The sequence below is a fragment of the Enterobacter sichuanensis genome (assembly GCF_009036245.1).
Classification (GTDB): domain Bacteria; phylum Pseudomonadota; class Gammaproteobacteria; order Enterobacterales; family Enterobacteriaceae; genus Enterobacter; species Enterobacter sichuanensis.
The window spans coordinates 4,380,020-4,397,706 of the sequence record NZ_CP027986.1 but is presented as its reverse complement, the minus strand read 5'-3'; the positions used below and the strand labels follow the sequence as shown (position 1 = coordinate 4,397,706).

Here is a 17,687-nt window from a genome sequence, read left to right as displayed (position 1 = left end):
GAATGTAGGCCGGGTAAGGCGCAGCCGCCACCCGGCAAAAGGCTACTTGATCGGTGAATTCCGGCGCTTGCGCGGGGGATGGAAATGCCGCCAGTGTGGATCCTGCGCGGCTGCCAGCAGTTCGTGGTCGCCGCGGGTGTCTCCCCAGGCGCGCAGGTGATAGGCGTTCAAATCGCCGTACACTTTTTCCAGCCTGGCCACTTTCTGAGCGCAGCGGCAGTTATGTCCGGTAATGCGCCCCGTCAGCTTACCGTCTTTCACTTCCAGCTGGGTACCAATCAGCTTAATGCCCAGTTTGTCGGCCCAGGGTTGGAGCACCAGCGCCGGCGACGCGGAGCAGATGGTCACCTCCGCACCGGAATTCACCTCAGCCGCAACCGCCAGAACCCCTTCGGGGCGCATCAGCTTGTCCCAGTATTTTTCGCAAAACGCTTCCGCCTGCTGGCGTAACCAGTGTTCATCCACGCCCGTCAGGAACGTTTTAATCAGCACTTCTTTTAGCTCATCGCGCGTCAGCTTACGGCGCACGCAGTGGAGCGTTGGCAGCGCCATACGCACCAGGCGGCCTGCGAAGTAACGTTTCCCGAAGGCAAACCGCAGGAAAGGGATAAAGCTGTCGTGGTGCGTTAATGTCCCGTCAAAGTCAAAGACAGAGAGCACGCTGGATTTCGCCACCGTCTCGTCGGCAATCATATTGGTCATAAATACGTCTTAGCTGAAATACACATTCTTCGGATCAGTTTACCTGCTTTACCCTGGGAGTCCTTAGATCACCACCATTTTTTTCTCGATCTTGCGAACTGAAAGTGAGTCCAATTTTGGTCTCGATAAGCGTTGGTGAAAAAGTGAGCTGCCTATATTATCGCCACATCACGATTTTTAGGGGGACCCTTGGCCTCCGCAGGTAAGGAAAAATTCACTCACATACGCTCTCTGATATGACCTTAAGATCGCTTATTTCAATACTCTCGTTAAGTTTTGCCTCGTTTTCCGCCTTCAGTTTTCAACTGCCGGCATCAATGCTATCGATGAACAACGAGCTTGCGGCAGCGCCTGCGAAATCGGCGCTGCTTCACCCGGAAACGGGTCCGCTGCGCTCACGTATTCTCGATCAATACCAGAAGTGGAAAGGCACGCAGTATCAGTGGGGCGGCACCACGCATCGCGGGGTGGATTGCTCCGCGCTGATGCAGCATCTGTTCAGCGATGCCGTACATCTCGACCTGCCGCGCACGACAGGTGAGCAGATCCATCGCGGCGTGCAGGTGGCGCAATACCGCCTTCAGGTCGGGGATCTGGTGTTCTTCCAGACCGGCCCGAACCGGAAGCACGTCGGCGTATACATTGGCGACAGCCAGTTTATTCATGCCTCAAGCAGCCAGGGCGTGACGGTGTCCACCCTGAACGATAGCTACTGGCAAGCGCACTATATTACTGCCCGCCGGGTTGCAGGCAGTGCGGCCTGACCTGCTCAGATAATGTCATCCACGACGCCACCGTCGACGCGCAACGCCGCGCCAGAGGTGGCGGAGGCCTGAGGCGAACAGACATAAATCACCATGTTGGCGACCTCTTCAACCGTGGCTGCGCGCTGGATCACCGAGCTGGGCCGGTTGGCCATCACAAACTCTTTTGCCAGCTGCTCCAGCGATTTTCCGGTTCTCTCGATCTCGTCTTTCATCATCTCCGCGAAACCGTCCGACATCGTCGGGCCCGGCAAGACGCTGTTGACCGTCACACCGCTGCCCGCCACGAACTTCGCCAGCCCGCGCGCCAGCGAGAGTTGCGCCGTTTTGGTCACACCGTAGTGGATCATGTCCGCCGGAATATTGCAGGCTGACTCCGAGGAGATAAACACCACCCGTCCCCAGCCTTTCTGCACCATACCGGGAAGCAGAGCGCGGGAGAGGCGCACGCCGGACATCACGTTGGTCTGCCAGTAACGCTCCCAGGTGTCATCGTCGGTAGCATAGAAATCCTGCGGGCCGTAAATCCCGGCGTTATTGACCAGAATGTCGACATTGCTCGCTACCTTCAGCAGCGACTCCACCCCTTCATTTGAACCGAGATCGGCGATCGCGGCACGCACCTGCACGCCAGGCACCACCTGCTGTAGCTGTTGAATACCCTTGTTCACCGAGTCGGTGCTGCGCCCATTGACGATCACTTCCGCGCCGCTTTCAGCCAGCCCTCTGGCAATGGCGAAACCAATTCCGCCCGTTGAGGCGGTCACCAGCGCCACTTTTCCCGTCAGGTCGATCTTCATCATCAGGCTCCTTATCGTTTTAACGTTCGGACCTTAAAGCGTAGCAGGTGATGATGACGGCTCCTGGCTAAAAAGGCGCAACAGCGTTTCGACCTGCTCATCAAGCGGGGCGAGGGAGCGCTTAACGATCAGGTGCAGCGGCGTGGCCCGGCGCACGCCGTGACTGAGCGGCAGCAACTTCAGCACCCCTTGCTCGAGCTGAGCCTGTATGCGCTCCTCCGGCAGCCAGCCGTAACCCACCTGCGACATCACCGCTTCAATGGCGGCGTCAATGGTGGAGAAGGTCCAGGAGCCTCCGGCCGTGCGTGCCGAAGACTGGTTATCCGCAATCTGGATGAGCGGCCACGGGCGGAGCATCTCATCGCTAAGCGGTGCGTCGAGCGTAAAGAGGGGATGCTGGTGATGCGCCACGGCAACAAAGTCGATGTTCATCAGCCATTCGCCCAGCCCGGTAATATCCTGGCGGCGGGTGAGCACCATCACATCGGCTTCATCGTTAATGGCCTCGGCGCGGGTGTTTTCCAGCACTTCGGTGAGGCGCACCTGCGTTTGCGGGTACTGTTGCTGGAACTGACGCAGGATGGCGAACAGACGACGGCGGGGGAAGATATTATCCACCACCAGATCCAGCCGCGTGCGCATGCCGTTGCGCAGGGTCGCCGCGCGGGTTTCAACATACGCGAAGGCTTTTAATAGCGGTTTGACCTGGTTGAGAAGCAGTTCCCCGGCGGGGGTCAACACCGCCCGGCGGCCTTCCTGAACCAGAAGCGCCACTCCCAGCCGTTCCTGCAAAAGCGACAGGTTATAGCTGACGGAAGACTGGCTGCGGTGAGTCTCTTCTGCGGCTCTGGCAAAGCTGCCCGCCTCAATCACTTTCGCCAGTAAAGACCATTGCTCAAGCGTCGTCTTGTGCATAATCAATCTAAAATTTGGATGAATTTGATTCAAACATAGCGTTATTCATTCATTTTTTGAAGGGGTACGATCGTCTCATCAAAACAAAGGAGACATCTTATGAACACCTTCGACAAACATGATTTAAGCGGCTTCGTCGGCAAACATCTGGTTTATACCTACGATAATGGCTGGAACTATGAGATTTATATCAAAAATGACACGACCATCGACTACCGTATTCACAGCGGTCTGGTAGGGAATCGTTGGGTAAAAGATCAGCGGGTGTATATCGCTCGCGTGGGTGAGAGCATCTGCAAAATCTCATGGACCGAGCCAACCGGCACCGACGTCAGCCTGATCGTGAACCTGGGCGATAAACTGTTCCATGGCACCATCTTCTTCCCGCGCTGGGTCATGAACAACCCGGAAAAAACCGTCTGCTTCCAGAACGATCACATTCCGCTGATGAACAGCTATCGCGATGCTGGCCCTGCGTATCCAACGGAAGTGATTGATGAATTTGCCACTATTACCTTTGTGCACGATTGCGGTGCAAACGATGACAGCGTTATTGCGTGTGCGGCCAGCGAGCTACCAGAAAACTTTCCAGATAACTTAAAATAAGCGCGACAATTAACTAAAAAGAAAAGTTCCCGGTTACTCCATATTATTTCGGAAGAACCGGGATTTTTTTTGTTTGTTGAGGTTTGGTTTAAACGTTACATTTTGAAAAGGTTGAATACGATCACAAAATAAATAATTCATAAAAGTGCAATCTGTTGATTATAAACTGATTTTCATGTTGTTTATTTCGGTTTAAATACTCGTCTTAATTTTTCCCTAAGAAATGAGCGCTACCTTGATATGAGTTTATGGTTCGTTGAAATAAACGAACTGGCAAATGGTTAATATCAAAAGCATGCCATTCTTATTGCAAGGAATTTAATGATGAGTGATTTTTTGCCTTTTTCCCGCCCGTCTATGGGCAATGAGGAATTAGCGGCGTTGCAGGAGGTATTAGCCTCCGGCTGGATCACGACCGGGCCGAAAAATCAGGCGCTGGAAGAGGCATTTTGCCAGCTTACCGGCAATCAGCACGCGATTGCGGTCTGTTCAGCCACTGCAGGAATGCACGTCACGCTGATGGCGCTGAATATTGGCCCGGGTGATGAAGTCATTACCCCCTCCCAGACCTGGGTCTCCACGCTGAATATGATCGTTTTGTTGGGCGCCACGCCGGTGATGATTGACGTGGATAAAGAGACGTTGATGGTGACGCCCGACGCCGTTGAAGCGGCTATTACCCCGCGTACTAAAGCCATTATTCCCGTGCATTATGCCGGCGCGCCCTGTGATACCGACGCTATTCACGCCATCGGTGAACGTCACGGTATTCCGGTGATTGAAGACGCGGCCCATGCCGCCGGAACGTACTACAAAAACCGTCATGTCGGCTGGAAAGGAACGGCGATTTTCTCCTTTCACGCCATTAAAAATATGACCTGTGCAGAAGGCGGCTTAGTCGTTACGGATAATGCCGGGCTTGCGGCGCGGATCCGCAGCCTGAAATTCCATGGCCTGGGGGTGGATGCCTATGACCGCCAGACGCACGGCCGCGCGCCGCAGGCGGAGGTGATCGCGCCGGGCTATAAATACAACCTGGCGGATATCAATGCTGCCCTGGCGCTGGTGCAGCTGGGCAAGCTGAAAGAGGCCAACCAACGCCGCCAGGCGATCGCTGAACGCTACCTGCGCGAGCTCGCCGATACGCCGTTCCAGCCGCTGACTATCCCGTCATGGCCGCACATTCACGCCTGGCACCTGTTTATTATTCGCGTGGATGAAGCGCGCTGCGGGATCTCCCGCGACAGCCTGATGACCGCGCTGAAAGAGAAGGGCATCGGCACCGGCCTCCATTTCCGCGCGGCACACACGCAAAAATACTACCGCGAGCGTTTTCCTGATGTATCGCTCCCGAATTCTGAATGGAATAGCGCGCGTATTTGTTCTCTCCCACTTTTCCCGGACATGACTCATGACGACACAACCCGCGTCATTACCGCGCTCCATCAGCTTGCAGGACATTGATATGTTCAGTGCACCGCCCGTACAAAAAGTTTCCGTGGTTATCCCGGTTTATAACGAGCAGGAGAGCCTGCCTGAACTGATTCGCCGCACCACGGCTGCCTGCGACACGATGGGCAAAGCCTACGAAATTCTGCTGGTGGATGATGGTAGTAGCGACAATTCCGCGCTGATGATGACCGAAGCCGCGCAGGCTGAAGGCAGCCATATTGTTGCGGTGTTGCTCAACCGTAACTACGGCCAGCACTCGGCGATTATGGCGGGGTTTAGCCACGTTACGGGCGATCTGGTCATCACCCTGGATGCGGACCTGCAAAATCCGCCGGAAGAGATCCCGCGTCTGGTGGCCAAAGCCGATGAAGGCTTTGATGTGGTCGGCACGGTACGGCAAAACCGTCAGGACAGCCTGTTCCGCAAGCTGGCTTCACGCACCATTAACCGTCTTATCCAGCGTACCACCGGTAAAGCGATGGGCGATTACGGCTGTATGCTGCGCGCTTACCGCCGCCATATCGTCGACGCCATGCTGCACTGCCATGAACGCAGCACCTTTATTCCGATCCTCGCCAACACCTTTGCCCGTAAGGCGACGGAGATCCCGGTTCTGCACGCCGAGCGCGAGCACGGGGAGTCGAAGTACAGCTTTATGCGTCTCATCAACCTGATGTACGACCTCATCACCTGCCTGACCACCACGCCGCTGCGCCTGCTGAGCGTTTTCGGCAGCATTATCGCCGTCGCCGGATTTGCGCTGTCCGTTCTGCTGGTTGTCCTGCGCCTGGTCTTTGGTCCGCAGTGGGCGGCGGAAGGGGTCTTCATGCTCTTTGCCGTGCTGTTTATGTTCATCGGCGCCCAGTTTGTCGGGATGGGGCTGCTCGGTGAGTACATTGGCCGTATCTATAACGATGTTCGCGCGCGTCCGCGCTACTATATCCAACGTGTTGTCCGTCAGGAACACAAAGCATCTCAAGAGGAAAACCACCCATGAAAGCTGTTGTCTTTGCCTATCACGATATGGGGTGCACGGGCACGCAGGCCCTGCTGGACGCGGGCTATGATATTGCTGCAATTTTTACCCATCCGGACACCGCCGGAGAGAATACCTTTTTCGGCTCTGTGGCGCGTATCGCCGCCGAGCATGGGATCCCGGTTTATGCGCCGGACGACGTTAACCACCCGCTGTGGGTGGAGCGCATCCGCGCGCTCGCCCCGGATATGATCTTCTCGTTCTACTACCGCAACCTGCTCTGCGATGAGATCTTAGGCCTGGCCGCAAAAGGGGCCTTTAATCTTCACGGCTCTCTGCTGCCTGCCTACCGTGGCCGCGCCCCACTGAACTGGGTGCTGGTGAACGGTGAGACGGAAACCGGCGTGACGCTGCACCGCATGGTGCGCCGTGCGGATGCGGGCGCCATCGTGGCTCAGCAGAAAGTCGCTATCGACGCTGACGACACCGCGCTGCAGCTGCATCAGAAGCTGAATGCGACGGCGCAGACGCTGCTGCGCGATGTGCTGCCGACCATCCTGAACGGCACCTTCAGCGAGACCGCGCAGGATGAGAGCAAGGCAAGCTGCTTTGGCCGCCGTACGCCGGAAGATGGCCGTCTGGACTGGAGCAAGCCGGCCCGCCAGCTGCACAACCTGGTGCGCGCCGTGACCGACCCGTGGCCGGGCGCATACAGCTTTGCGGGCGTCAGCAAATTTATCGTCTGGAAATCTCGCGTGCGTGACGACATTCCGGCCGCCAGACCGGGCACCGTTGTCTCCGTCTCCCCGCTGATTGTGAGCTGTGGTGAGCAGGCGCTGGAGATCGTCACCGGGCAAACCGACAACGGCCTGTACGTGCAGGGCACCCAGCTGGCGCAGTCTCTGGGGCTGGTGGCCGGGGCACTGATCACCAGCGCACCGGTGGTGGCTCTCAAACGCCGCACCCGCGTGCTCATCCTCGGCGTGAACGGCTTTATCGGTAACCACCTGACCGAACGCCTGCTCAAAGATGATAACTATGAAATATATGGCCTGGATATTGGCGCGGATGCCATCAGCCGGTTCCTCAATAACCCGCGTTTCCACTTTGTGGAAGGGGACATCAGCATCCACTCAGAGTGGATCGAGTACCACATTAAAAAATGTGACGTGGTGCTGCCGCTGGTCGCCATTGCCACGCCAATCGAGTACACCCGTAACCCGCTGCGCGTGTTCGAGCTGGATTTCGAAGAGAACCTGAAGATCATCCGCGACTGCGTGAAATACGACAAGCGCATCATCTTCCCGTCCACCTCTGAAGTGTACGGCATGTGCACCGATAAGAACTTCGATGAAGACACCTCTAACCTGGTGGTCGGGCCGATCAACAAACAGCGCTGGATCTACTCTGTCTCTAAACAGCTGCTGGACCGCGTGATTTGGGCCTACGGCGAGAAAGAAGGGCTGCGCTTTACCCTGTTCCGTCCGTTTAACTGGATGGGACCCCGTCTGGATAACCTGAACGCGGCGCGTATCGGTAGCTCCCGCGCGATCACCCAGCTGATCCTGAACCTGGTGGAAGGCTCACCTATTAAGCTTATCGAAGGTGGTAAACAGAAACGCTGCTTTACGGATATCAGCGACGGGATCGAAGCCCTGTTCCGCATCATCGAAAACAAAGATAACCGCTGCAATGGTGAAATCATCAACATCGGCAACCCGGATAACGAAGCGAGCATTCGCGAGCTGGCCGAAATGCTGCTGGCAAGCTTTGAGCGCCATCCGCTGCGCGATAAATTCCCGCCGTTTGCCGGTTTCCGCGAAGTGGAAAGCAGCAGCTACTATGGCAAAGGCTACCAGGATGTCGAGCACCGTAAGCCCAGCATTCGCAATGCGAAACGCTGCCTGAACTGGACGCCGACGGTGAAGATGGAGCAGACCATCGATGAAACGCTCGATTTCTTCCTGCGCACCGTGGAGCTCTCGGAACAGGCCTCATGAAAAAAGTCGGTTTACGCATTGATGTCGACACCTTCAGGGGAACGCGTGACGGCGTACCCAAACTGCTGGAACTGCTGGGCAGGCACGGTGTGCGTTCCAGCATTTTCTTCAGCGTGGGGCCTGACAACATGGGACGCCATTTATGGCGTCTGGTTAAACCGGCATTTCTGTTCAAAATGCTGCGCTCGCGCGCCGCATCCCTCTACGGCTGGGATATTTTGCTGGCCGGCACCGCCTGGCCCGGCAGGCGCATCGGCGCGGGTAATGAAGCGGTTATCCGGGAGGCGGCGCAGCATCATGAGGTGGGCCTGCACGCCTGGGATCACCATGCCTGGCAAGCCTGGGCGGGCGTCTGGGACATCCCCCGCCTGACCCGCGAAGTCGAGCGCGGGATGCTGGAGCTGGAGGCGATTACCGGTCAGCCGGTGCGCTGCTCCGCTGTGGCAGGCTGGCGCGCGGATCAGCGTGTGGTGAAAGCCAAAGAGCCCTTCGCGTTTCGCTACAACAGCGACTGCCGCGGAACCGGACCCTTTTTGCCACTGTTGGGCGAAAATCGCTACGGTACGGTGCAAATTCCCGTCACGCTTCCCACCTGGGATGAAGTGGTGGGGCGCGAGGTGACCGCCGACGGGTTCAACCGCTATATTCTGGACTGCATCCATCGCGACGCCGGTACGCCGGTGTATACCATCCATGCCGAAGTGGAAGGGATTGCCTTCCAGCAGGATTTCGATGCGCTGCTGACCCTGGCCGCGCAGGAGGGGATTACCTTCTGCCCGTTAAGCGAGTTGCTGCCTGACGATCTCAGCACCCTGCCCGTGGGCAAAGTGGTCCGTAATGAACTGGCTGGCCGGGAAGGCTGGCTTGGCTTTCAACAAACCGTGAGTTCGGTCCCATGAAAACAGCCCGTTATGGCTTAGCGCTTCTCGCACTGTTTATCGTTTACTACCTCATCCCGGTCGATATCCGCCTGCTGTGGCAGCCTGATGAAACGCGTTATGCGGAAATCAGTCGCGAAATGCTGGCCTCCGGTGACTGGGTGGTCCCGCATTTTCTGGGGCTGCGTTACTTTGAAAAACCGATTGCTGGCTACTGGATCAACAGCCTCGGGCAATTATTGTTCGGGCACTCGAACCTTGCCGTGCGCGCGGGGGCGATCTTCTCCACCGGACTGACGGCGCTGCTGGTTATCTGGATGGCCTGGCGTCTCTGGCGGGATAAGCGAACAGCCCTTTTCTCCGGCCTTATTTTCCTGACCCTGTTCCTTGTCTATGGCATTGGTACGTATGCGGTGCTGGATCCCATTATCACCCTGTGGCTGGTGGCGGCAATGTGCAGCTTCTGGCTGGCCTCACAGGCCCAAACCGTGGCCGGAAAAGCCGGTGGCTATGTGCTGCTTGGGCTGGCGTGCGGGATGGGGGTGATGACCAAAGGCTTCCTGGCGCTGGCGGTACCGGTGATTGGCGTGCTGCCGTGGGTGATTGCGCAGAAGCGCTGGAAAGAGGTGCTGATATTTGGCTGGCTCGCGATCCTGAGTTGCGTGCTGATTGTTCTGCCGTGGGCGCTGACCATTGCGCAGCGTGAGCCTGATTTCTGGCGTTACTTCTTCTGGGTGGAGCATATTCAGCGTTTTGCTCAGAGCGACGCGCAGCACAAAGCACCATTCTGGTATTACCTGCCGTTCCTGATTGCGGGCAGCCTGCCGTGGCTGGCGCTGCTGCCCGGCGCGTTTCGTTTCGGCTGGCATGACAGACAAAACGCGGGCGGCGGGTTCTATCTGCTGGGTTGGGTGGTGATGCCGCTGCTGTTCTTCAGCATTGCCAAAGGCAAGCTGCCGACCTATATCCTGCCCTGTTTTGCCCCGCTGGCGATCCTGATGGCGCGCTATGCCTGCCTCGCGGCGGAAAAAGGTGCCAGAGCGCTGCGCATTAACGGCGGGATTAACCTGGCGTTTGGCGTCATCGGCGTGGCGGCGGCGCTGGTGGTCTCGCCGTGGGGGCTGGCTAAGCATCCTGTCTGGACATCCGTTGAGCTGTATAAAGTCTTCTGTGCGGTGGTGGCGTTCCTCATCTGGGCTGCGGTAGGCTGGTTTACCTTCCGACAGAGCCCGCAGCGCTGGTGGCTGGCTGCCTTGTGTCCTGCGGGACTGGCGTTGCTGATTGGTTTTGCCATTCCTAACCTGGTGGTGGATTCCAAACAGCCGCAGTCGCTGGTCGATACCGTGCGCGAGCCGTTGCAGAACAGCCGGTTTGTGCTGGCCAACAATGTTGGCGTGGCCGCCGGCCTGGCGTGGGAGCTGAAGCGTAATGACATCACCCTGTTTGGTCAGAGTGGCGAGCTTCGCTACGGGCTGGATTATCCCGATGTGAACGATCGTTTTGTCGGCAAAGATGACTTCGCGCAGTGGCTGGCGGCGCATCGTCAGCAGGGACGCGTATCGCTGGTTATCCTGCTGTCAAAACGCGATGACCTTGCCCGGGCGAATCTGCCCGAGCCTGACAGCCTCTATATCCAGGGCCGTCTGGCCTACCTGCAGTATCTGCCGAAATGATGATCTGGATCTGGCTGATACTGGCAAGCGTGCTCAGCTGTGCGGGGCAGTTGTGTCAGAAGCAAGCCACTCGTCCGGCGAAAGCCGGGCGGCGTGGGGCGCATATCGCGCTGTGGCTTGGTCTGGCAATGCTGATGCTGGGCTGCGGGATGCTGGTCTGGCTGGTGGTGCTGCAACGCCTGCCCGTCGGCATTGCCTATCCGATGCTGAGCCTCAATTTTGTCTGGGTGACGCTGGCGGCGAAGGTCGTCTGGCGTGAGCACGTCGCGTCACACCACTGGCTGGGGGTGGGATTCATCATCATGGGGATTATTATCCTGGGAGGGAGCCTGTGAAAGGGGCGTTGTGGGCGTTATGTAGCGTGCTGTTAGTCAGCGCCGCGCAGCTGCTGCTGCGAAGCGCCATGCAGGCGCTTCCCTCTGTAGGCGAGGCGTTCGCATTTCTCCAGGCCCTCTGGCATTTCTCGTCCGGTACCGGTGCGCTGCTGCTGGGGTTAACGGGGTATGTCGCCTCTATGGGCTGCTGGTATCTGGCGCTGCACCGTATGGCGCTCAGCAAAGCGTATGCCTTACTGAGCCTCAGCTATATCCTGGTGTGGGGCGCGGCGATCCTGTTGCCCGGCTGGGACGAACATTTTTCCTGGCGTGGGCTGGCGGGTGTCGGGTTGATTATACTGGGCGTACTGGTGATATTTCGGCCAGCGCATCGTGGATCAAACCGGCCCTGAGCTCAAAGGGCGTTGCGGTGCAGACCGCGAGACTGAGCGAGTCTACCCGGCAGTGGCTCACCGAGTGGAACGCGCTGGCGGTACTGTCAATGCTGACCATTTGCCAGGCGTGACCGCCGCGCTGTTTAACAATCGCTTCTTTTCGCGTCCAGATGCGCCAGAATGCCGTAAGCTGGCTCTCTGGCGTCTCCTTTTCCAGTTCATCGTGCTCGGCGTTACTGAAGAGGGCATTGGCGAGCGTGCGCCAGTTGTCCTGCGGGCGAATATGTTCCAGCGAACATCCCACGCTGCCTTCATCGCTGATAATTAATGCAATATCGTCCTGAGAGTGGCTAAGGCTGAACCACAGCGGGTAGTCGTCCGCAAAAAGGGGCTTCCCCTGTTCGTTGTGGATAATCTCCGGGAGCGGCTTCGGAGCCAGCAGACGCGAAAGCAGCCCGCGACCCGCCAGCCAGCGCGCGCGCCGGGCGCCTTCGGGCGCGTGTTCACAGAGTGCTTCAGCCCAGCGATCGGTGCTCAGCGAAGAGATCTTTCCCAGAAAAACCTGGTACATATAACGTCTGGCCTTCAGTCAAAACAGAGAGAGCCGCAAAGTTGCGCGGCGAAACCATTACTATAATCCATTGACCCCAGGAATGGCTAACCAGACGAGAGCGCTTACCCGGGCAACCGGCTTTTCGGTCGTCCCGGCCCAAGCAGAATGGCCAGCTTGCTGCCGCCTTTGGTGGTCTCCATCCAGATCTTACACACGCTGGTGAGCGGGACCGACAGCAGCATCCCGACCGGACCCAGCAGCCATCCCCAAATCAGTAAAGATAGGAACACGACCAGCGTCGACATTCCCAGCCGGTGGCCCATCATGCGCGGCTCAAGAATATTGCCCAGCACCATGTGCACCACGAGGAACAGCGCCCCCACCAGCATGCACTCGTAGAAGCCATTAAACAGAAACGCCTGAATCATCGGCGGTACGGCAGAGAGCACCGCGCCAATATTAGGCACGTAGTTCAGCAGAAAGGCCAGAACGCCCCACATCAGCGCGAACTGCACGTCCATCAGCATCAGCCCCAGCCAGACAATGATCCCGGTCCATACGCTCAGCAGCGTTTTCAGCGCCAGATATTTGGAGACGCCCTTCAGCGCCCGGTGTAAGCCGGCAATGTGGATCTGGGGATTATTCAGCGCAAAGCGCAGCTTATAGGGGACGTGGCGCACTTCGAACAGCATAAACACCACCGTCATGACCAGCAGCAGAATGCTGGCCATCGCCCCGGAGAGGCCCGTCATTAACGTGGTGGCGTAGGTCATGACTTTCTCTGAATCCATCCTGCGCAGCATCCGTTCGGGTGAGATATGTAGATTCAGAAAGGGGACCATCTCCTGCAGCGCCACGATCTTCCGCGTCAGCTCTTTGTTGTACTGCGGCAGCATCGTGGAGAACTCGCTCAGGGAGGCCGCCAGCACGCCGAAAAGCGCCGTCAGGGCAATCAGCATCACAATAACCACGATGGTAATAGCCACCGGGCGGCTGACGCCCCGGCGTAAAAACCAGGTCACCAGCGGGTTAAGCACGATGGCAAAAAAGAGCGCCAGCAGGAGCTGGACAATAATGTCGGCGGCGGCATGGATACCCGCAAGGATAACCACCAGACAGGCGAGTTTTAATAAGATATGGAGTCCAGCTTTGTCGGACGGATTAGGGGTCATGCGTGTTCCTTTATGTGGTTGCCCGTTAAGTGTAGTGCGCGGGATCCGCCTCGTCTGGCACCGTTAATCTGAAAAGTCGCTGCTGATTTTCTGTTGGCGTCGTGGTAATAGTGAAACACTGTTGCAAAATTCCAGGTAAAACCCCATGCCCGAACCTGCCGCTGAACCGGTGCTAAGCGGACTGCGCCTCAATCTGCGCATCGTGTCCGTCGTGATTTTTAACTTTGCCAGCTATTTGACCATCGGCCTGCCGCTGGCGGTCTTGCCGGGCTATGTCCATGACGTTATGGGCTTCAGCGCATTCTGGGCGGGGCTGGTGATTAGCCTGCAGTATTTCGCCACGCTCCTGAGCCGCCCGCATGCCGGACGCTACGCGGACCTGTTCGGTCCAAAAAGCATCGTGGTTGTCGGGTTGTGTGGCTGTTTCCTGAGTGGGCTGAGCTACCTGCTGGCTGCCACAACCAGCCACTGGCCGCAGGTCAGTCTGGCATTGCTCTGCCTGGGCCGCGTCATCCTCGGCATTGGGCAAAGCCTGGCGGGAACCGGGTCAACGCTGTGGGGCGTGGGGGTGGTCGGTGCGCCGCACATTGGACGGGTGATCTCCTGGAACGGCATTGTCACCTACGGCGCAATGGCGCTGGGCGCCCCGCTTGGGGTGATGTGTTATGCGTATGGCGGTCTCTACGGGCTGGCGGGCACCATCATGCTGGTCGCGCTGGTGGCGGTCCTCTTTGCCCTGCCGCGCCCGAAAGTCAAAGCCAGCAAAGGTAAACCACTGCCGTTCCGGGCGGTGCTCGGGCGGGTCTGGCCATACGGGATGGCGCTGGCGCTGGCGACCACCGGTTTCGGGGTCATCGCCACCTTCATTACCCTGTTTTACGATGCCAAAGGCTGGGACGGTGCCGCCTTTGCGTTAACCCTGTTCAGCTGTGCGTTTGTGGGCGCGCGGTTACTTTTCCCTAACGGTATCAACCGTCTGGGCGGGCTGAACGTGGCGATGATCTGCTTTGCGGTGGAGATGGTTGGCCTGCTGTTGACCGGCATAGCCATGGCGCCATGGATCGCGAAAGTGGGCGTCTTCCTCGCGGGGGCGGGCTTTTCACTGGTCTTCCCGGCACTGGGCGTGGTGGCGGTTAAAGCCGTGCCGCCGCAGAATCAGGGGGCGGCGCTGGCGACCTATACGGTATTTATGGATATGTCATTAGGTATTACCGGCCCGCTGGCGGGTCTGGTGATGGCCTGGGCAGGCGTACCGGTTATCTATCTGGCCGCGGCGGGTCTGGTGGTGATTGCCTTGATGCTGACATGGCGGCTAAAAAAATGGCCCCCGGTGCAGGCACCGGAGGCCATGTCATCATCGTGAAGCGTTACTGGATCACGATGGTGTTAATGATGTTTTCCGCAGCCGTTTGCGCTTTCTGCTGATCTTCCGCTGGCAGGGTGATCTGCAGGGTCAGCAGTTTGTTATCGACCTTGCCCAGCACAACAGAAGAGTAAGCGGTCTGGCCTTTTGCAGAGATGATGCTGTCCAGTTGCTGCAGCGTGTGGCCTTTCAGTTCGATGGACTTGTTGGTGACCACCTGCAACTGCGGATCGCGGCTGCGCTGCTGATCTTCCAGGCGTTTGGACAGGACGGCCAGGTCTTCGCTGGTGTCGTCGCCCACAATCACAATGACCGCTTTCTGACCGGTTGCGTCGGAGTAAACGTGCATATTGTTCGCCTGCGTACCCAGCTTGCCGCTCTGGTCAGTCATATCGGCTGGCAGAGAGAAACTGAGTTTGCCATCCATCAGACTCACCGGCTGACCGGTTGCGTTGCTCTCAGCGGATGCACCCTGAGCAGGCGTTTTCGTGTCGCTGTTATCACAGGCTGCAAGACCCACAACCAGCAGGCCAATCCCGACATATTTAACCAGATTGCGCATTGACTTCTTCCTTTCGATAAACGGCCATAACGGCTCATTCGCTCATCTTATCACAACTGATAAAGCGAACCTTTAACCAGCCTGTAATGCTGTGATTTCAGATTTATCTGCCAGCCTTTTCAGCAGCATATTCAACAGGACGCCGTACATGGGCAGGAAGAAGACAATGCTGATGAGCACCTTGAAGCAGTAGTCCACCAGGGCGATCTCCATCCAGTGTTCGGCCATAAACGCATCCGGACTGTGCCAGAAAGCGATGAAGAAGAACGCCAGCGTATCGCTGACATTGCCGAACAGCGTCGAGGCGGTGGGGGCCATCCACCAGCGATGATTCTGACGCAGGCGATTAAACACATGCACGTCGAGGATCTGCCCCAGCGCATAAGCCATAAAGCTGGCGGTGGCGATGCGGGCGACAAACAGGTTGAAGTGGGTCAACGCCTCAAAGCCCTGCCAGCTTCCCATATAGAACAGGGAGGAAATCACGTACGAGATAAACAGCGCCGGAAGCATGACGGCAAAAATAATGCGTCGGGCCAGCGGTGCGCCAAAAATACGTACGGTTAAATCCGTGGCGAGGAAAATAAACGGAAAACTGAACGCGCCCCAGGTGGTGTGAAAACCAAAAATGGCGATCGTGAGCTGCACCAGATAGTTGCTGGAGGTGATCACCAGCAAATGGAAAAGTGAAAGCCAGAACAACGCTTTTACGCGCTGTGATTCAGAAAACTGCGTCATATTGTGACCTTTTTATACGTTGGGGTGAGGGAACCCAATAAAAACCGCAGAATGATACTGCTTTGGCAGGACATTGCAATGGTTAGTTTTTACGCAATCGTTAACCTGGTTTGCATTGACTGCCACGGGGCGTAAACTACAGCCGTTTTTACCTGACCGAGAAGATCATGACCGACCTGTTTTCCAGCCCAGACCACACTCTTGACGCCCAGGGCCTTCGCTGCCCGGAACCGGTAATGATGGTACGTAAAACCGTGCGCAACATGCAGACCGGAGAAACGCTGCTGATCATCGCCGACGATCCGGCAACGACCCGCGATATCCCCGGGTTTTGTACCTTTATGGAGCATGAGCTGGTGGCACAGCAGACTGAGGCGCTACCGTACCGGTATTTGATTCGTAAGGGTTAAGTTTTGTAGGCCGGGTAAGGCGAAGCCGCCACCCGGCAAAAAAGGCCTCTGCGGCCTGATGCCCTCACCCCGGCCCTCTCCCACTGTACGGTCCGGGGACATAGTGAACGCTTGTTCGGGGACATGGTAGACACTTACAACTAAGGCATAAGAACCCGTTTATGGAGTCGCTTATGCCCTGGGATGCGAGAGATACCATGTCATTACGTACCGAGTTTGTTTTGTTCGCCTCGCAGGACGGGGCGAATATCCGTTCCCTCTGCCGTCGCTTCGGCATTTCACCTGCCACCGGCTACAAGTGGCTTCGTCGCTGGGCGGAGGAAGGGGCCTCCGGCCTTCAGGACCGCCCGCGCATGCCGCACCATTCCCCGAACCGCTCATCTGACGACATCACTGCCCTGCTGCGCATGGCCCATGACCGTCATCAACGCTGGGGAGCCCGCAAGATTAAGCGCTGGCTGGAAGACCAGGGGCACACCATGCCCGCCTTCAGCACCGTTCATACCCTGATGGCCCGTCACGGCCTGCTGCCGGGCACTTCACCGGGCATTCCCGCCACGGGACGGTTCGAACATGACGCGCCCAACCGGCTCTGGCAGATGGATTTTAAGGGCCACTTTCCCTTTGGCGGTGGCCGCTGCCATCCGCTCACTTTGCTGGACGACCACTCCCGTTTTTCCCTGTGCCTGGTGCACTGTAACGATGAACGTCGAGAGACCGTGCAGCAGCAGCTGGTCAGCGTGTTTGAACGCTACGGCCTGCCGGACAGGATGACGATGGATAACGGCTCACCGTGGGAGACACCACCGGCACCTGGACGGCGCTGGAGCTGTGGCTGATGCGCCAGGGTATCCGGGTGGGGCACTCCCGGCCGTATCATCCGCAGACGCAGGGCAAGCTGGAGCGTTTTCACCGCAGCCTGAAGGCGGAAGTGCTGCAGGGGAAGTGGTTCGCGGACAGCGGTGAACTGCAGCGCGCCTTCGACCACTGGCGGACGGTCTATAACCTTGAACGCCCGCATGAGGCGCTGGATATGGCGGTACCGGGCTCGCGGTATCAGCCGTCATCGCGACGGTACAGCGGCAACACAACGCCCCCGGAATACGACGAGGGGGTGATGGTCAGGAAAGTGGATATCAGCGGAAAGCTGAGCGTGAAAGGGGTGAGTCTGAGCGCGGGTAAAGCGTTCAGGGGAGAGCGGGTCGGACTGAAGGAAACGCAGGAGGATGGCTGCTATGAAGTGTGGTGGTACAGCACGAAAGTGGGGGTGATCGACCTGAAGAAAAAGTCGATCACCATGGGTAAAGGATGTTAAAAAGTGTTCACCATGTCCCCGAACACCTGTCTACCATGTCCCCGGACTGTACACCCACGGGGAGAGGGAGCAAACACTAAAAACGGCAATCTTTGATTG

At 57.7% G+C, this 17,687-nt stretch carries 18 protein-coding genes and 1 pseudogene; 12 read left to right on the top strand and 7 right to left on the bottom strand.

The window, feature by feature from the left end; all coding sequences use genetic code 11:
* Window positions 1-42: 42 nt before the first annotated feature.
* The gene (locus C1N69_RS21350; RefSeq protein WP_080337400.1) at window positions 43-702 is read right to left on the bottom strand and encodes an HAD family hydrolase; all 660 of its coding nucleotides are present in this window, start codon (window positions 700-702) and stop codon (window positions 43-45) included.
* 236 nt (window positions 703-938) lie between these two features.
* Here C1N69_RS21350 and C1N69_RS21345 point away from each other — a divergent pair, with 236 nt between their 5' ends.
* Window positions 939-1,466 carry an NlpC/P60 family protein gene (locus C1N69_RS21345; RefSeq protein ID WP_032672654.1) on the top strand — a complete coding sequence of 176 codons (528 nt, stop codon included), beginning with the start codon at window positions 939-941 and terminating at the stop codon, window positions 1,464-1,466.
* 5 nt (window positions 1,467-1,471) lie between these two features.
* Here the strand turns inward: C1N69_RS21345 and C1N69_RS21340 are convergent, their stop codons facing one another.
* The gene (locus C1N69_RS21340) at window positions 1,472-2,266 is read right to left on the bottom strand and encodes an SDR family NAD(P)-dependent oxidoreductase (protein ID WP_047959651.1); all 795 of its coding nucleotides are present in this window, start codon (window positions 2,264-2,266) and stop codon (window positions 1,472-1,474) included.
* A 33-nt stretch (window positions 2,267-2,299) separates the two neighbouring features.
* Window positions 2,300-3,181, bottom strand: a complete 882-nt coding sequence (locus tag C1N69_RS21335) for a LysR family transcriptional regulator (RefSeq protein ID WP_155031837.1) — start codon at window positions 3,179-3,181, stop codon at window positions 2,300-2,302.
* Between the two features lie 99 nt (window positions 3,182-3,280).
* On the opposite strand from C1N69_RS21335, the gene C1N69_RS21330 reads away from it, so the two are divergent.
* From C1N69_RS21330 to arnF, 8 genes are all read left to right on the top strand, one after another.
* Window positions 3,281-3,787 carry a phenolic acid decarboxylase gene (locus C1N69_RS21330; RefSeq protein ID WP_104557184.1) on the top strand — a complete coding sequence of 169 codons (507 nt, stop codon included), beginning with the start codon at window positions 3,281-3,283 and terminating at the stop codon, window positions 3,785-3,787.
* Between the two features lie 324 nt (window positions 3,788-4,111).
* Window positions 4,112-5,251: a UDP-4-amino-4-deoxy-L-arabinose aminotransferase gene (gene arnB / locus C1N69_RS21325; RefSeq protein WP_155031956.1), complete on the top strand. Its 1,140-nt coding sequence runs from the start codon at window positions 4,112-4,114 to the stop codon at window positions 5,249-5,251.
* 1 nt (window position 5,252) lies between these two features.
* Entirely contained in the window at window positions 5,253-6,236 is a 984-nt protein-coding gene (gene arnC, locus C1N69_RS21320; protein ID WP_155031957.1) for an undecaprenyl-phosphate 4-deoxy-4-formamido-L-arabinose transferase, read from the top strand.
* On the top strand, window positions 6,233-8,215 hold the full coding sequence (arnA, locus tag C1N69_RS21315; RefSeq protein ID WP_155031836.1) for a bifunctional UDP-4-amino-4-deoxy-L-arabinose formyltransferase/UDP-glucuronic acid oxidase ArnA: 1,983 nt from the start codon (window positions 6,233-6,235) through the stop codon (window positions 8,213-8,215). The genes arnC and arnA overlap by 4 nt, the downstream gene beginning before the upstream one ends.
* On the top strand, window positions 8,212-9,114 hold the full coding sequence (gene arnD / locus C1N69_RS21310; RefSeq protein WP_047959646.1) for a 4-deoxy-4-formamido-L-arabinose-phosphoundecaprenol deformylase: 903 nt from the start codon (window positions 8,212-8,214) through the stop codon (window positions 9,112-9,114). The genes arnA and arnD overlap by 4 nt, the downstream gene beginning before the upstream one ends.
* Window positions 9,111-10,766 (top strand): lipid IV(A) 4-amino-4-deoxy-L-arabinosyltransferase, encoded by a 1,656-nt coding sequence (gene arnT, locus C1N69_RS21305; protein WP_155031835.1) that lies wholly within the window; start codon window positions 9,111-9,113, stop codon window positions 10,764-10,766. Before arnD ends, arnT begins: the two co-directional genes overlap by 4 nt.
* Window positions 10,763-11,101, top strand: a complete 339-nt coding sequence (gene arnE, locus C1N69_RS21300) for a 4-amino-4-deoxy-L-arabinose-phosphoundecaprenol flippase subunit ArnE (protein WP_025759637.1) — start codon at window positions 10,763-10,765, stop codon at window positions 11,099-11,101. Before arnT ends, arnE begins: the two co-directional genes overlap by 4 nt.
* Window positions 11,098-11,493: a 4-amino-4-deoxy-L-arabinose-phosphoundecaprenol flippase subunit ArnF gene (gene arnF, locus C1N69_RS21295; protein WP_094919393.1), complete on the top strand. Its 396-nt coding sequence runs from the start codon at window positions 11,098-11,100 to the stop codon at window positions 11,491-11,493. The genes arnE and arnF overlap by 4 nt, the downstream gene beginning before the upstream one ends.
* Here arnF and acpT read toward each other — a convergent pair.
* Window positions 11,435-12,046, bottom strand: a complete 612-nt coding sequence (gene acpT / locus C1N69_RS21290; RefSeq protein ID WP_155031834.1) for a 4'-phosphopantetheinyl transferase AcpT — start codon at window positions 12,044-12,046, stop codon at window positions 11,435-11,437. The two genes, arnF and acpT, sit on opposite strands and share 59 nt — an antisense overlap.
* A 104-nt stretch (window positions 12,047-12,150) precedes the next feature.
* Window positions 12,151-13,200 (bottom strand): AI-2E family transporter, encoded by a 1,050-nt coding sequence (locus C1N69_RS21285; RefSeq protein ID WP_045286765.1) that lies wholly within the window; start codon window positions 13,198-13,200, stop codon window positions 12,151-12,153.
* Between the two features lie 145 nt (window positions 13,201-13,345).
* Here C1N69_RS21285 and C1N69_RS21280 point away from each other — a divergent pair, with 145 nt between their 5' ends.
* The gene (locus tag C1N69_RS21280) at window positions 13,346-14,563 is read left to right on the top strand and encodes an MFS transporter (protein WP_155031833.1); all 1,218 of its coding nucleotides are present in this window, start codon (window positions 13,346-13,348) and stop codon (window positions 14,561-14,563) included.
* Between the two features lie 4 nt (window positions 14,564-14,567).
* On the opposite strand, the gene C1N69_RS21275 is transcribed toward C1N69_RS21280, so the two are convergent.
* Both C1N69_RS21275 and C1N69_RS21270 read right to left on the bottom strand, forming a co-directional pair.
* Window positions 14,568-15,125 (bottom strand): DcrB family lipoprotein, encoded by a 558-nt coding sequence (locus tag C1N69_RS21275; protein ID WP_047959627.1) that lies wholly within the window; start codon window positions 15,123-15,125, stop codon window positions 14,568-14,570.
* A gap of 72 nt (window positions 15,126-15,197) precedes the next feature.
* Window positions 15,198-15,863, bottom strand: a complete 666-nt coding sequence (locus C1N69_RS21270) for a 7-cyano-7-deazaguanine/7-aminomethyl-7-deazaguanine transporter (RefSeq protein ID WP_155031832.1) — start codon at window positions 15,861-15,863, stop codon at window positions 15,198-15,200.
* A 167-nt stretch (window positions 15,864-16,030) separates the two neighbouring features.
* Between C1N69_RS21270 and tusA the strand changes: the two genes are divergently transcribed.
* Complete coding sequence (gene tusA / locus C1N69_RS21265; protein ID WP_008503071.1) at window positions 16,031-16,273, top strand: sulfurtransferase TusA; 243 nt, start codon at window positions 16,031-16,033, stop codon at window positions 16,271-16,273.
* 173 nt (window positions 16,274-16,446) lie between these two features.
* Window positions 16,447-17,668 (top strand): annotated as a pseudogene (locus C1N69_RS21260) (IS481 family transposase).
* Window positions 17,669-17,687: the final 19 nt, after the last annotated feature.

What these genes read in the sequence shown, in the direction of transcription:
- arnC (WP_155031957.1), top strand. Translation starts at nt 5,253, where the DNA reads ATGTTCAGTGCACCGCCCGTACAAAAAGTTTCCGTGGTTATCCCGGTT.
- C1N69_RS21275 (WP_047959627.1), bottom strand. Translation starts at nt 15,125, where the DNA reads ATGCGCAATCTGGTTAAATATGTCGGGATTGGCCTGCTGGTTGTGGGT.
- tusA (WP_008503071.1), top strand. Translation starts at nt 16,031, where the DNA reads ATGACCGACCTGTTTTCCAGCCCAGACCACACTCTTGACGCCCAGGGC.
- C1N69_RS21350 (WP_080337400.1), bottom strand. Translation starts at nt 702, where the DNA reads ATGACCAATATGATTGCCGACGAGACGGTGGCGAAATCCAGCGTGCTC.
- arnT (WP_155031835.1), top strand. Translation starts at nt 9,111, where the DNA reads ATGAAAACAGCCCGTTATGGCTTAGCGCTTCTCGCACTGTTTATCGTT.
- C1N69_RS21270 (WP_155031832.1), bottom strand. Translation starts at nt 15,863, where the DNA reads ATGACGCAGTTTTCTGAATCACAGCGCGTAAAAGCGTTGTTCTGGCTT.
- C1N69_RS21285 (WP_045286765.1), bottom strand. Translation starts at nt 13,200, where the DNA reads ATGACCCCTAATCCGTCCGACAAAGCTGGACTCCATATCTTATTAAAA.
- C1N69_RS21280 (WP_155031833.1), top strand. Translation starts at nt 13,346, where the DNA reads ATGCCCGAACCTGCCGCTGAACCGGTGCTAAGCGGACTGCGCCTCAAT.
- C1N69_RS21330 (WP_104557184.1), top strand. Translation starts at nt 3,281, where the DNA reads ATGAACACCTTCGACAAACATGATTTAAGCGGCTTCGTCGGCAAACAT.
- arnE (WP_025759637.1), top strand. Translation starts at nt 10,763, where the DNA reads ATGATGATCTGGATCTGGCTGATACTGGCAAGCGTGCTCAGCTGTGCG.
- C1N69_RS21340 (WP_047959651.1), bottom strand. Translation starts at nt 2,266, where the DNA reads ATGAAGATCGACCTGACGGGAAAAGTGGCGCTGGTGACCGCCTCAACG.
- arnD (WP_047959646.1), top strand. Translation starts at nt 8,212, where the DNA reads ATGAAAAAAGTCGGTTTACGCATTGATGTCGACACCTTCAGGGGAACG.
- C1N69_RS21335 (WP_155031837.1), bottom strand. Translation starts at nt 3,181, where the DNA reads ATGCACAAGACGACGCTTGAGCAATGGTCTTTACTGGCGAAAGTGATT.
- arnA (WP_155031836.1), top strand. Translation starts at nt 6,233, where the DNA reads ATGAAAGCTGTTGTCTTTGCCTATCACGATATGGGGTGCACGGGCACG.
- acpT (WP_155031834.1), bottom strand. Translation starts at nt 12,046, where the DNA reads ATGTACCAGGTTTTTCTGGGAAAGATCTCTTCGCTGAGCACCGATCGC.
- C1N69_RS21345 (WP_032672654.1), top strand. Translation starts at nt 939, where the DNA reads ATGACCTTAAGATCGCTTATTTCAATACTCTCGTTAAGTTTTGCCTCG.
- arnB (WP_155031956.1), top strand. Translation starts at nt 4,112, where the DNA reads ATGAGTGATTTTTTGCCTTTTTCCCGCCCGTCTATGGGCAATGAGGAA.